Origin of the sequence: Clostridium sp. YIM B02551 (assembly GCF_022324735.1) — a bacterium.
Lineage (GTDB): Bacteria > Bacillota > Clostridia > Clostridiales > Clostridiaceae > Clostridium_T > Clostridium_T paridis.
In genome coordinates this window covers 47929-60858 of sequence record NZ_JAKGTF010000016.1, presented here as the reverse complement: position 1 = coordinate 60858, position 12930 = coordinate 47929, and the positions used below count along the sequence as shown (strand labels likewise).

The window sequence follows — 12930 nt, the reverse complement described above, 5'->3', positions numbered from 1 at the left end:
TTATTTGAACTTACACTTCAAATTTATTGAAGTTTTAAAATGTGAGGTATCTTTGTATGGAACTTAGACAATTAAAAACATTTGTGAAGATTGCACATTCAGATAGCTTTTTAAAAGCTGCAGAAGATCTTGGATATGCTCAATCAACTATAACATCTCAAATACAACTTTTAGAGAAAGAACTCGGTATAAAGCTATTTGAAAGAATAGGACGAAATATGAAATTGACTTCTAGAGGATTAGTTTTTCTAAATTATGCTGAAAAAATAATTACGCTGGCAAATGAAGCTAAAGAAGCAATAAGTGACGTTAATGTTCCTATGGGAACTTTAAAAATCGGCGTTGTTGAATCTCTTTGCACAGTTAAACTTCCAAAATTACTTCAAGATTATAATATAAAATATCCTGAGGTAGAGGTGATAATAAAACTTGGTACTTGTTCAGATCTGCATGATATGCTTAAAAACAATGTCGTTGACTTCATATTTACATTAGGCGAGCCAATTATAGATTCTGATTTAATTACTTGTATGTCTTATAATGAACCTATGGCTATTTTGGCTTCTCCTGCGAATAAGTTTGCTGCTAGAAAAAAGCTTACTTTAAAGGATATTGCTAATGAGTCATTAATTCTAACTGAAAAAGGGTGTAGTTATAGAGGTGTTTTTGAATCAATGTTTTATGTCCAAAATTTGAAACCTCATATATCCTTAGAAGTTGGAAGTATTGAAACCATTAAAACTTTTGTTGCAAACAATCTAGGAATTACCTTACTCCCTGTAATGGCGGTAGAAAATGAATTAAAGCAAGGTAACTTAGTAAAACTGGATTTAGTTGGGTGTCATTTTAATATGATGACACAAATTTTATATCATAAAAACAAATGGTTAACTCCTTCCATGAACGTATTTATAGAAGCTATAAAAACTACTGGAGGCAGCATTTCTCAATAAATACTCAACAAAAAAGTGTCAATCTTATTAGATTGACACTTTTATAAATATGTTATTTACATAACTTCTACTCTATTTCGTCCATTCTTTTTTGCCCTATAAAGTAATTCATCAGCTTTTTGTATTATTTCAGTTTCATAGCTATTATCATCAAAATCATGAGCGAAAACCCCCATACTAATGGTTATCTTTACATATTGATCTCCAATACTAAACTCATGTTCATCAACACTTCTTCTAATTCTCTCACATAAATTATAGGCATCATCTCTAATTGCCCCTGGCAGCACTATACTAAATTCTTCTCCACCATATCTACCAACTATGTCACCTTTACGTACTGATGCTGTTAATATATTGGAGAGATCTTTTAAAATTCTATCTCCTGCCATATGCCCATATGTATCATTGATTTTTTTAAAATAATCTATATCTAACATAACAAAGGAAAGATTGCCTTTACTTCTTCTTTGCTTTGATACTTCCTTTTCAAGTAATTCTACAAGCACAGCATGATTATATAGTCCTGTTAATCCATCCTTCATTGCAAGTGATTTTAATCTATCTTGTAATTCCTTTAACCTAAGGGCAGATTGAATTCTAGCTATTACTTCTATCTCATCAAAAGGTTTCTTTATATAGTCAAAAGCTCCAATCTCCAGCGCCTTCTTAATATCCTTACCATCTGTTCTTGCTGTAACCATAATTACAGGAATATCTCTAACCTCATATTCACTCTTTAATATTTTACAAACTTCAAAACCATCTATACCTGGCATCATTATATCAAGCAAGATAACATCAGGTTGAAGTGTATGAGCCATTTCAAGTACGGGAAAACCATTATTTGCAGAAAATACTGTGAAATTTTCAGCTTCTAAAATATCTGATAAAATCCTCACATTAAAATGTGAATCGTCTACAACTAGTATTTTTTCATTCATAGTAACTCTCCCCTTTTCCCAATAGTATCCTTCATAAAACCTTTTCATCTTTAGTAAATTAACTAGCAATTTACTATTAAAAGAACTTGCATTTTCCTTTTTTTAAGATTTATACCATGTAAAAATTATAGCATATATAGTAGTTTTTAGCACCTAATTTTTTGTGTGATATAGCGCATTGATTGCCATAGTTTTTATTTGATCTAGCTATCAATAAATAAGAAACATTATAAAATATAATATTTAATTATCAGAATCAATGATTCTTTCAATTGTATTTGGAAGATCCTCAATCCTATCCCTTATAAATGTAGGGTATACTCTCTCTTTATACATATTTTTTACGTCTATCCATCTAAACTCAAATTGATTTTCCCCTTCATCTACGTAAAATAAATCTTGCTTATTTAAAAGATTAACATCTTTACATTCAATCAAGTAATAAAAACAAACCTCATGGTATTTGTCCCCCTTATGATCGAAAAAATTTTCACTAACCCATAATAGTCTGTTTATGCTAACTTCAATACCCAATTCTTCGTTCATTTCTCTAATTATAGTATTTTCAGTGCTTTCAAACATTTCCAATCTACCGCCTGGAAAAGCATAAAAATCATCATTAATTAGTCTATGTACAAGTACTTTATTCTTATTAAATAAAATACCTGCTACTCTAAAATTAAATATACCCTCTTCCATCTTAAAATTAATCATAGCTAGTTCCTCCATAATATATTTCTGCAAACGCCTAAAAATATACTTCTACTCATAATCCTCTACCTTATATATAAATATCAGAAAATTCAACATGGGTTGATTGAATAAGCCTATTATCTAGTAGATCTTCTAATTGTTTCTCTTTATCCTCTTCACTAACTATTTCATCAGGTATTAATACAGTAAATGTACTGCCTTCGCCTACTTTACTTTTAACTGATATACTTCCTCCTAAGGCTTCTACAAACTTCTTAACTAATGATAATCCTATACCTGTCCCCTCTGCTTGTCTTGATAAGGAGCTATCAACTTGTCCAAACCTTTCAAATATAGTTTCCACCTTATCTTCTGGAATCCCTATGCCATTATCCTTAACCTCTATACGAACACTTCCCCTATGATAGCCTATACTAACAACAATTGACTGACCCTTACATGTAAATTTTATGGAATTAGATAATAGATTTAAAATTATTCTTTCATATTTTTCATCATCAATTGCTACAACTTTCTTTTTAAATGAAGTGATAAATGTTACTTTAACTCCTTTTTGAAAAGCATATTCACATACTGATTCTGTAATTGCTTTAGTAAGAAAAACTATATCTATATTCTTTTTATTAATTTTAATATGCCCTGCATTTACTCTGGTTATATCTAAAAGATTATTAACAAGTCTAAGCTGCCTAAATGTATTTTGTCTAATCATTCCTAAATATTCTTTACTTTTTTCTGATAATTCCTCTCCACAAATTAAATTCATAGCTTGTATAGCTGTACTAATAACATTAAGCGGAGTTCTAAATTCATGAGATACCAAGGATAGAAATTCATCCTTCATCTCTAATGCTTTTGTTAAGCTTTGGTTTTTCTCCATCTCCGCTACAAGTAATTTTTCCTGCATTACTCTTAATTTATTTTGATTTTCAACAAACTCAGTCATGTCTCGTCTATAGAAAATTCCATAAAGAAAATCTCCATTTTCATCGTAAACACCTTTTGCACCATAGGTGGTATAATAAGTCTTTCCGCAGCAATTGAAATACGCTATTTCATCTTTAACTTTTTCACCTCGCATTACTCTAACTAATGGTGATTCCTCAAAGGTGATTACTTTTCCATCCATGCTATAAAGTGTTGTTAAATTAAAAAAGTTTCTTATTCTTTCAAATATATTTAAATTTTCACTTCTTGTTTTTTTATATGAAAACAAAACATTTCCTTCTTTATTGAAAACTATCATCATTTCATGCATATTTTCCATAATATCTTCAAGAAGTTCCTTCTGTAACTTAATCTTCTTTTCCTGCACCATAAGTTCAGTTATATCAATAGTTGTAAATACACCCAATTCTACATTTCCTTTTGAATTAATTACTGGAATACCATTTGTTATTGTATATAACTCACTACTATTTTTTATTACCTTGACCTTTTGATTTTTAACCTTCTCTCCTTTAAGCACTCTACTCACGCATATATCTTCTAACCTCAATTTATTTCCTTCAAAATCAAAATAATCTGCTTGCTCATAAGCTTCCCTTGCTTTCTTTAGGTCCGTAAATCGATTTGTAATAAGCTTACTTTGTTTTATTAAGTTTCCATCTACATCAATTAAAGTTAAAATATCTCCTACACTTTCTATAATTGCCTCAAGTCTTTTATTTTGCTGCTCGATTATTCTTTTTGCTTCTACATCCTTAGTGATATCTCTACTATAAATTACAACTAATATTATGTCTCCATTTATATTATAAATTGGTCTTCCATTAATACTAAGATGTCTTGTAATTTCATTATTCTTCATCGTTATCATTTCATTAAGAATTACTTTATTATTTAAAATTTCAGAAAGTATATTGTCTTTAATAGATATTTCTTTGCCATCTACGTCATAATACTTATATTCCATATATGCTATACCAAAATCATTAACCTCATAACCTGGAAAGTAACTCTTTGCTGAATTATTAACCAAGTAAGGCATTTTATCAGAATCATAAATAAAAATAGCATCATCTATTCCCTGAATAATTTCTTCTAATTGTTCTTTTTGCTTTTTAATTATTTTCGCTTGCTCCTGAATTTTTTTTCTAGAAAGAACCTGCTCCGTTATATCTAATGACATTACCACACAATATTTAATTTCACTATTTTCAAGAATTGGTATTAGGTATAGCTTCCAGTAGGTAGTTCCCCTATTTAGCCCTTCATACATAATCTCTTCATAATTATTTGATTTTCCAGTATCAAGTACATTCCTCCATACTTCTTCTAAAGAACTTCCCTTAAATCCAGTTAAAAATTCATATACATTTTTTCCTACACAATTTTCTTTAATATTATATGGCGCGTCAAAGATACTAATATACCTTGAATTAGCTTTTATAAGTGTTCCATCAGGCACGCTGAATATTCCAACTCCATAAAAATTATCTGAGCATAATGTATTAATAAAAGGAAATTTAAGTTTAGCATTAAAATTAGTTCTTTTTAAAAAGATATATATCCTCTCATCTTTTACATCTATTACTTTAATATTAACAAATCTTACTTCAAGTGATTTTGAGAACAAAAAATACTCTTCCTTATCATTTATGTTATTAATATTTATATCTGGTCCAACCTTAAGAGTTATTAATACATCTGATATATTTTTATTTAATAGCTCCTCAAAGGTATATTCAGTTATATTGGTAAATTCACTACTTACCTTTGTTACTATTTGGTTTTTTACTAATATATAAGGAACTTCTTTTAAACTATTTAAGGAATTATTAGCATGCATAATTGTACCCCCAAGACTACGAACTATTATGATATGTTTTAAAACATACAATGATATATTATCACAATGTTCCATTTTTTTCTATTTTTTATTTACTTTAACTTTTACACCAAGAATTTTTAATATCTAATTTCTTGTAGAAAAATAGTACGTTCATTTGTAATTCCAAACAAAACGTACTTATAACTTTAGAGTCCATAAAAATTTAATTATAATTAAAAAAATTCTTCCATCCATTATTCAAAAAAGAATTCAAACTAGGTGATAACTCCCTTATAGGCTTTTTTGAATTTCTTAAATATAAATTTACTTTCCCACTTGCATTCTGTTTTTCATATTCAACTCCATTTTCCACTTTAGTTTCTATATCAGAAGTTGCAGCTTCTATCTGAATCTTTGTTCCATCTTTTGATTCTATTATTAAATATGTTGGTTCTTCTCCTTTGTTATTAACGCCTACCTTAGTATTCTCTATTATTTCACCAGATTTTAGCCAATCTAATATATTATTTGCCATATCCAAGTGCTCTTTTTTACTTAAATCAAAGGTCTGTTCTACCTTTTGGCTAGCCCCTACCCCTGACCCAATAACCTTCATGCTACTTATATTTTCAATTGTAGGTATCTTCAGTTTATTTTTTCCGTTGTATATAGTAAAAATAATCGTTGCAATCAAAATCAAGCTTATTATTGGAATTACATTTCTTTTCATGCTATCCCTCCATATATACATACTCAATTAATTTACATATCTTTATTCTATTATATTACTTTCAAGTACCATTATCCAAAATTTTCAACATAATGGCATAAAAATAACCTCACGATAAAATATATCATGAGGTTATTACGAAATAGTTATTTTTCAAATGCTCCAGCTACTAATTTTAGCTTTTCAGTTATTAAAATGTGTTGTGGACAATGTCTTTCACATGCCTTACATTCAATACATTCTGAAGCCTTGCCTCTTCCATGAGATTGACGATCATAATGCATTGCTGGGAAATTTATATCTCCATATAAGTGATAGGAATTATATACTGAAAAATATGCAGGTATGTTTATTTTCTTCGGACAATCATCTACACAGTACTGACAATTAGTACATGGAATTGCAATTGATTCATTTATTATATCTACAACTTTTAAGATGATTTGTTTTTCTTCTCCATTTAGAGGCTTAAAGTCTGACATATATGCAGTATTGTCTTTTAATTGGTCAATACTATTCATGCCGCTTAATACCATCATTACGCCTTCTAATGAAGCAACATATCTAATTGCCCAAGAGGCAAAAGACATTTCCTTATTATATGCTTTAAATAATTCTTGAGCTTTTTCTGGGGGATTTGCAAGTCCTCCTCCTTTTATTGGCTCCATAACTATAACTGGCTTGTTATGCTTTCTTGCAACTTCATAGCACTTTCTTGATTGAATACTTTCACTTTCCCAATCAATATAGTTTAATTGTAATTGGACAAACTCCATTTCTGGATGTTTTGTAAGAATTTCATCTAGTAACTCTGCTTTATCGTGAAAAGAGAAACCTATGTGTTTAGCTTTTCCTTCTTCCTTTAACTTTTTCATAAACTCAAAGCCACCAAGCTTTACTGAACTTGCGTAATTCTTTTCTCCTAGATTATGAAGCAAATAATAATCAAAATATTCTACTCCACATCTTTCTAATTGCTCCTTAAAAAATCTTTCATAATCTTCAGTCTTAAATACACTGAAAGTAGGCATTTTATCTGCTAGTAAGAAGGCTTCTCTAGGATATCTATCTACTACAGCCTTTTTAAATGCTCCTTCACTTAATCCCTGATGATATGGATAAGCTGTGTCAAAATAAGTAAATCCTTGGTTAATAAAATGATCTGCCATTTCATTTACTTGAGCTTGATCAATAGACTTGGGATCATTTTCAACTAAACGAGGTAATCTCATACCTCCAAAACCTAATTTCTTCATAATTACTCCTCCATTTCCCCCTTTGTAACCTTCCCTTTCTCACCTAAAAAGGAAATGTTTCTTAACTCTATTTCCACTCTAAATAAAATGGATTAGAATTCTTTTCTTCTCCAATAGTACTACTATCAAAATGTCCAGGATTTACCCTAACATTTTCATCTTGAGTTTCTATTAATTTAATTATAGATTTTTTCATGGAAGCAAGATTACCTGTTGGAAATATCCACTTACCGACTCTTCCTTTAAAAAGAGTGTCTCCAGTATATAAATCTTCCCCAAATTTATAGCATACACCTCCAACTGTGTGTCCTGGTGTATGGATTACATGAATTTCCTTATCATCAATTTTAAAAATCTTGGATTCACCAATTTGAATTAAATTAATTTTCTCTAAAGAATAACTCATTTTCCTTCCATAGATTTCAAATACCTTATTGTAGTTATTTAATAAGTTCTGATATTCATCCTTATAAACATATACTGGGACATTAAAACAATCCATTGCACTGATATGATCTGCATGCCCATGGGTTAGTAATATTCCAAGTACCTCTAAGTTATTATCTTCTACGTATTTAATTATTCTTTCTTTTTCATAACCTGGGTCCACTATATAACACTTATTGTTATATTCTATAAAATAACAATTAACATCCTCTTCTCCATGAAGTACTAATTTATTCATAAACTCACCTCATCTATGAGAAATATTATTTATTTCTTATAACTTCTACCTTATATCCATCTGGGTCAGTTACAAAATAATAATTTGGGCGGTTTCCTGGAAGTCCTTTTAAATCTGTAACTTCATAGCCTAATGCTTTGTGTTTTTCTCTTTCACCTTCTAAGTCATCTACCCCAATTGCTGTATGACTAAAACCATTACCAATTTCATAAGGCACCTCTTGATCATAGTTATAAGTTAACTCTATTTCATATCCTCCTTCTTCATTTGAAAGATATACTAAAGTAAATTTATTATTAGGAAAGTCTTTTCTTACTGTTTCAACTAATCCAAGTGCATCTCTATAAAATTTTAGTGATTTTTCTAAATCCTTTACTCTTATGCATGTGTGTAGCATTTTAACTGCCATAATACCACTCCTCTTCTATAATTTTTAAGATTCATTTTAATTATATAAATTAAGGTATCTTATAACAAGTACGCACTTTTAGGAAACTACCTAATAAAAATACCAGAAGTGTGTTCAAAAGAACTAACTTCTGGTATTAAGTATTTAAATGTTAAGGTATAATTTTTATTTATAGTACTGTACCAGATGCTTCAATACGTTGACCAGTAATCCATCCCATTTCATCTGTACATAGACTGGCAACGATTCCTCCAATATCAGAAGCTTCTCCCATTCTACCTAATGCAGTCTGAGACGCAATCATATCTTTCAAACCTGGATTTTTAGCATAAGTATCCCCACTAAATTCTGTGTTAACAGCTCCCGGTGCTACAGTATTCGCTCTTATACCTCTTGCTCCAAATTCTTTAGCTAAATATCTAGTGAAAACTTCTATCGCACCTTTTGCAGATGCATAAAGTCCAGAGCCTGGAGATGAAACATGAGTTAACATTGTTGAAGTGTTCAATATTACACCTTTATCAGCGATAAGCGGGATTAGTTTCTGTGTCAAAAAGAAAACTCCTTTAAAATGAGTATTAAATATTTTGTCAAACTCTTCTTCTGTAACTTTTAAAAAAGGAGTATGGTTTGAAATGCCAGCATTATTAATTAAAAAATCAAATTGCTCCTGATTCCATTTCACTTTTAAAACCTTTGATAAATTAGTTATAAAGGAATCAAAGTAAGATACATCACTAACATCAAGCTGAATAGCTGCAGCTTTACCTCCATCTGCTTCAATTTCTTTCACAACCTCATCTGCCTTTTCCTTTTGAGTATTATAAGTGATAATTACATCTACTCCTTTTTTTGATAAGGATATTGCAGAATCTCTACCAATTCCGCGGCTTCCACCTGTAACTAACGCAATTTTACTGGTTTTGTTCATTAAAGATCTCTCCTTTAGATATTTATTAATCACTTGAATATTAATTTCTTATGATTTATACTCATACTAATACCTAGAGTTATATCGAGGTCAAGGTTTTTTAAATATATTTTAAGGAGATTATTAAAATGACCTATTCTATAAAAGATGTATCAGAAATATTGGGACTTTCTATATACACAATTCGTTTTTATGACAAGGAAGGACTTCTGCCATTTGTCTCAAAAAACAAATCCGGTCATAGAGAGTTTACTGAATCAGACTTAGGTTTATTTAGAGTAATTTGTTGTCTTAAGAATTCAGGAATGCAGATTAAAGAAATTAAAAAGTATATTGAATTATGTATGGAAAGTGCTAATAATATAGAATCGCGAAAAAATTTACTTGTTGAACATCGAAAAGAAATTGTAAATCAAATAAATTCTCTCACTGAAATGCTAAAGGTGGTTGACTTTAAAATTGAAATGTATGAAGCCCCTAACGCCGTAGAAATTATTAATGATCAGAGAAGACAAGCTTGTGCTGAAAAACGTGAGAATAATTTACCTGAAACAATGGTATTAGATCTATAAAAGACATCTTGTTTGCCTTTATGGTAAATGAGATGTCTTTCTTTTAGTAACATTCTTATAGGGCTTAACTTCAACTAAAAACTTAGGCATGCCAGAAAATCGCTTGAACCCGCAATTTTTAATCTTGAAAATGATTATATTTACATATTAAAGTTCTTCTAGAACTTAACTTCAACTAAAAACTTAGGCATGCCAGAAAAGATCTGCTTACTTAAACAAGCTCCTCTAGAGTTTAACTCCAACTAAAACTTAAGCATGCAAGAAAATCGCCAGATGCCGCAATTTTCTAACATGCTTAAGTTAAGTTTTCGTAAAACTCTAGATTACCCAGTCAAATATAAATTCTTGTTTTAGTTCTTCTGGTTTACTGTTTCTGAATTTTAGTTCAGGATTTTTTACACTTACTCTAGTGTCTGCTGGGACAGATTGTGTAATAAAGGCATTACCCCCAATTACTGAGTTCTTGCCTATTATAGTTTCTCCTCCTAAAATAGTAGCTCCTGAGTAAATAGTTACATTATCTTCAATGGTAGGATGTCTTCTTACGCCTTCTAGCGCTTGACCACCTCTAGTTGATAAAGCTCCTAAGGTTACACCTTGATATATCTTTACATACTCCCCAATAACACAAGTTTGACCTATAACTACTCCTGTACCATGATCTATAAAGAAGTACTTTCCTATTTCAGCTCCTGCATTAATATCAATTCCTGTTTTTCCGTGAGCATACTCTGTCATGATTCTTGGAATGTATGGCACTGCCAATTTATCTAGCTCATGAGCTATTCTATATATACTTATAGCAAATACCCCTGGATAAGAGAATATAACTTGTTCTAAATCTCCTGCTGCTGGATCTCCGTCATAAGCTGCTTGAACATCTGTTACTATATATTCTTGAATCTTAGGTATTGATTTTATAAATGTCATACATACTTTATTAGTTTTTTCTTCTATTAATTCCTCATCTTTTCCATAATCACTTTTATGCTTATACTGTAAAGCTAATTTAACTTGTTTATGCAATTTTTCTTGAATACTTATTAAAAGATCTCCAATATAGTATTCTATAGTACTATCTGTAAGTCTTTTGCTTTGAAAGAAACCAGGAAAAATTAACTGTCTTAGTTCCTGCAATATTTCAATTATCTCACTTCTATTTGGGAGATTAGCAGACTCATAAACTGAAAAAACAGTATTTTGTCTATAGCTCGTTGCAATTTCTGAGATTAAATTAATTAAATTCTTTTCGCAATCCTTATTCATTTTCCCCATCCTTTTATAATAAGGCGATTAATTTCTAGCCCTACTTTTGTCATTTTTTATATTATACTTTAAGTGGTGTAAATTTACCACCATCATATCATATTATCCTCTGGATATCCTTATTACCTAGGGTATAATTTCAAAGCCTCACCTTGACTTTCAATCCACATCTTTAATAATTCTTTTAGATCTGATAGGTTTTCTTTATCTGTCGCCCCTTCTCTAGGTTTAAGCTTCTCTATAACTTTAAATTCAAAAGCATTTTCTCCATAAACTCTCCAATCGCCTTGTAGCTCCTTACATTTAAATATTCCAAGGTTTAATTGAAACTTCGAAGCTTCAAAAGGCTTATAAAGATTCTTCGATATATCTACAAATGAATATCCAGTTTCCTTGTTATAAATTTGAATTATCCCTTGCTCTACTTCCTGCTCTTTATATTTATTAATTAACTCTTTTCTGCTTACATCTTTCATATTAATTTCCTCACTTTTTTTATAATATCTACTTCCATCTTTATTTCTAATTAAGTATCCATAATCAACTAAATAGCGCCTTATAATTGCGTCATCTTCATAAATTGGTTTAATAATTTTCTTAACTTCAAGTTCTGTGTATTCCTTATTAGGTTCAAATAGATCAGCAAATCTAGGTAATAAAGCTTTTCTTTTCTCTTCTTTCGCTGGGAAATTTCTAAGTTTAGGTTGTATTGTAGCTGGTCTATCTTCTTCAACTAAATCCATAATTGCTAAAAATGCTCTTGCTTGTCTAGCACGTTCTCTTAAGGCAAATCTCATATTTCTCACTGTTGATTCTGTGCAAGCCAGATTAACTGAAATTTCTTTATCACTATACTTATTAGAAATCATCTGCAAGAGTTCTTTTTGAATATCAGTTAGTCCAGTATATTTCTTTTCCAGTGATAAAAGTCTTTCAATTTGACTTCCATGCTCAATAATATGGCTATTTACACTTTCATCACTATTACCAATTCCTTCTCCGCATATAAGACAAATAAATTCTCCATTTTTACTATTCCAAACATATCCTCTTTTAAAATCATCTATAGATGCATTACGCACAAACTCATTCATTTTACACCTCATCTATGTTTTTCATAGACATGATAACATTTTATTATAATTACGTCAATTATAATAGGGACGTTTATCTGCCATATGACAAATAAAACGTCCCCTGTTTACAAAATATTAATTCTATATATTTATGCTAATGCACCTATCACTTTTGTTATACATTCCAGCTACAGAGTCTTTTGAGCATTCAATTATATAAAACTCTTCTATTCTACCACTCTTTTTTGCTATATTATTAACTCCAATTTTAAAAGTAAAAGGTGTTTTGAATTCTTGGTCACAGTCTTTTTGACATTTGAATTTAATTGGTATAAACTGTGAACTATTATGTAATCCAAGTTCTTCACCTTTAGTTAATTCACCAACAGAACAGCCCCATTTATCTGTATCTACAGAAGGATTAAAACTATCATTTTCACTTATTGAACCTTTTGGTATTGCTATTATAATTTCATTGCAAAAAATTGTTCTTTCACAAGGAAGACTTATATTAAAGGTTAAGGTTCCTGTATTTCCATTTGAACTATTAAAATCTGATGATATATTATAGTTTAGTCTTGTAGCTTCATCTAAGACAACCATCTTTTATACCTCCATTTA

13 protein-coding genes are annotated in these 12930 nt (G+C 30.0%); 2 read left to right on the top strand and 11 right to left on the bottom strand.

The genetic code is table 11. The annotated features are described in order from the left end of the window. Positions 1-56: 56 nt before the first annotated feature. Positions 57-953 (top strand): LysR family transcriptional regulator, encoded by an 897-nt coding sequence (locus L1S47_RS17695; RefSeq protein ID WP_238885485.1) that lies wholly within the window; start codon positions 57-59, stop codon positions 951-953. Positions 954-1009: 56 nt separating this feature from the next. On the opposite strand, the gene L1S47_RS17690 is transcribed toward L1S47_RS17695, so the two are convergent. The 8 genes from L1S47_RS17690 to L1S47_RS17655 form a co-directional block, all read right to left on the bottom strand. Continuing rightward, complete coding sequence (locus L1S47_RS17690) at positions 1010-1897, bottom strand: diguanylate cyclase (RefSeq protein WP_238885483.1); 888 nt, start codon at positions 1895-1897, stop codon at positions 1010-1012. Between the two features lie 243 nt (positions 1898-2140). Next, positions 2141-2611 (bottom strand): NUDIX hydrolase, encoded by a 471-nt coding sequence (locus L1S47_RS17685; protein WP_238885481.1) that lies wholly within the window; start codon positions 2609-2611, stop codon positions 2141-2143. A 67-nt stretch (positions 2612-2678) separates the two neighbouring features. Then, positions 2679-5402 (bottom strand): PAS domain-containing sensor histidine kinase, encoded by a 2724-nt coding sequence (locus L1S47_RS17680; protein ID WP_238885479.1) that lies wholly within the window; start codon positions 5400-5402, stop codon positions 2679-2681. A 205-nt stretch (positions 5403-5607) separates the two neighbouring features. After that, a complete protein-coding gene (locus L1S47_RS17675) occupies positions 5608-6114 on the bottom strand; it encodes a hypothetical protein (protein ID WP_238885473.1) in 507 nt (168 codons plus the stop codon). Positions 6115-6260: 146 nt separating this feature from the next. Beyond that, positions 6261-7370: an aldo/keto reductase gene (locus tag L1S47_RS17670; protein WP_238885470.1), complete on the bottom strand. Its 1110-nt coding sequence runs from the start codon at positions 7368-7370 to the stop codon at positions 6261-6263. A 67-nt stretch (positions 7371-7437) separates the two neighbouring features. Further along, positions 7438-8055 carry an MBL fold metallo-hydrolase gene (locus tag L1S47_RS17665; RefSeq protein WP_238885468.1) on the bottom strand — a complete coding sequence of 206 codons (618 nt, stop codon included), beginning with the start codon at positions 8053-8055 and terminating at the stop codon, positions 7438-7440. Positions 8056-8080: 25 nt separating this feature from the next. Continuing rightward, positions 8081-8464, bottom strand: coding sequence for a VOC family protein (locus L1S47_RS17660; protein WP_238885456.1), 384 nt, complete (start codon positions 8462-8464; stop codon positions 8081-8083). A gap of 169 nt (positions 8465-8633) precedes the next feature. After that, the gene (locus tag L1S47_RS17655) at positions 8634-9395 is read right to left on the bottom strand and encodes an SDR family NAD(P)-dependent oxidoreductase (RefSeq protein ID WP_238885444.1); all 762 of its coding nucleotides are present in this window, start codon (positions 9393-9395) and stop codon (positions 8634-8636) included. A 128-nt stretch (positions 9396-9523) separates the two neighbouring features. Between L1S47_RS17655 and L1S47_RS17650 the strand changes: the two genes are divergently transcribed. Next, complete coding sequence (locus L1S47_RS17650) at positions 9524-9967, top strand: MerR family transcriptional regulator (protein WP_238885442.1); 444 nt, start codon at positions 9524-9526, stop codon at positions 9965-9967. Positions 9968-10285: 318 nt separating this feature from the next. Here L1S47_RS17650 and L1S47_RS17645 read toward each other — a convergent pair whose 3' ends face one another. The 3 genes from L1S47_RS17645 to L1S47_RS17635 form a co-directional block, all read right to left on the bottom strand. Next, positions 10286-11233 (bottom strand): serine O-acetyltransferase, encoded by a 948-nt coding sequence (locus L1S47_RS17645; RefSeq protein WP_238885440.1) that lies wholly within the window; start codon positions 11231-11233, stop codon positions 10286-10288. A gap of 122 nt (positions 11234-11355) precedes the next feature. Beyond that, positions 11356-12327: a DUF2087 domain-containing protein gene (locus L1S47_RS17640; protein WP_238885438.1), complete on the bottom strand. Its 972-nt coding sequence runs from the start codon at positions 12325-12327 to the stop codon at positions 11356-11358. A gap of 123 nt (positions 12328-12450) precedes the next feature. Then, entirely contained in the window at positions 12451-12912 is a 462-nt protein-coding gene (locus L1S47_RS17635; RefSeq protein WP_202768496.1) for a hypothetical protein, read from the bottom strand. Positions 12913-12930: the final 18 nt, after the last annotated feature.

Excerpts from the sequence above, each read along its gene's own strand:
- L1S47_RS17635 (WP_202768496.1), bottom strand. The coding sequence starts at position 12,912 with ATGGTTGTCTTAGATGAAGCTACAAGACTAAACTATAATATATCATCA.
- L1S47_RS17650 (WP_238885442.1), top strand. The coding sequence starts at position 9,524 with ATGACCTATTCTATAAAAGATGTATCAGAAATATTGGGACTTTCTATA.
- L1S47_RS17670 (WP_238885470.1), bottom strand. The coding sequence starts at position 7,370 with ATGAAGAAATTAGGTTTTGGAGGTATGAGATTACCTCGTTTAGTTGAA.
- L1S47_RS17660 (WP_238885456.1), bottom strand. The coding sequence starts at position 8,464 with ATGGCAGTTAAAATGCTACACACATGCATAAGAGTAAAGGATTTAGAA.
- L1S47_RS17665 (WP_238885468.1), bottom strand. The coding sequence starts at position 8,055 with ATGAATAAATTAGTACTTCATGGAGAAGAGGATGTTAATTGTTATTTT.
- L1S47_RS17690 (WP_238885483.1), bottom strand. The coding sequence starts at position 1,897 with ATGAATGAAAAAATACTAGTTGTAGACGATTCACATTTTAATGTGAGG.
- L1S47_RS17680 (WP_238885479.1), bottom strand. The coding sequence starts at position 5,402 with ATGCATGCTAATAATTCCTTAAATAGTTTAAAAGAAGTTCCTTATATA.
- L1S47_RS17655 (WP_238885444.1), bottom strand. The coding sequence starts at position 9,395 with ATGAACAAAACCAGTAAAATTGCGTTAGTTACAGGTGGAAGCCGCGGA.
- L1S47_RS17645 (WP_238885440.1), bottom strand. The coding sequence starts at position 11,233 with ATGAATAAGGATTGCGAAAAGAATTTAATTAATTTAATCTCAGAAATT.
- L1S47_RS17695 (WP_238885485.1), top strand. The coding sequence starts at position 57 with ATGGAACTTAGACAATTAAAAACATTTGTGAAGATTGCACATTCAGAT.
- L1S47_RS17675 (WP_238885473.1), bottom strand. The coding sequence starts at position 6,114 with ATGAAAAGAAATGTAATTCCAATAATAAGCTTGATTTTGATTGCAACG.
- L1S47_RS17685 (WP_238885481.1), bottom strand. The coding sequence starts at position 2,611 with ATGATTAATTTTAAGATGGAAGAGGGTATATTTAATTTTAGAGTAGCA.
- L1S47_RS17640 (WP_238885438.1), bottom strand. The coding sequence starts at position 12,327 with ATGAATGAGTTTGTGCGTAATGCATCTATAGATGATTTTAAAAGAGGA.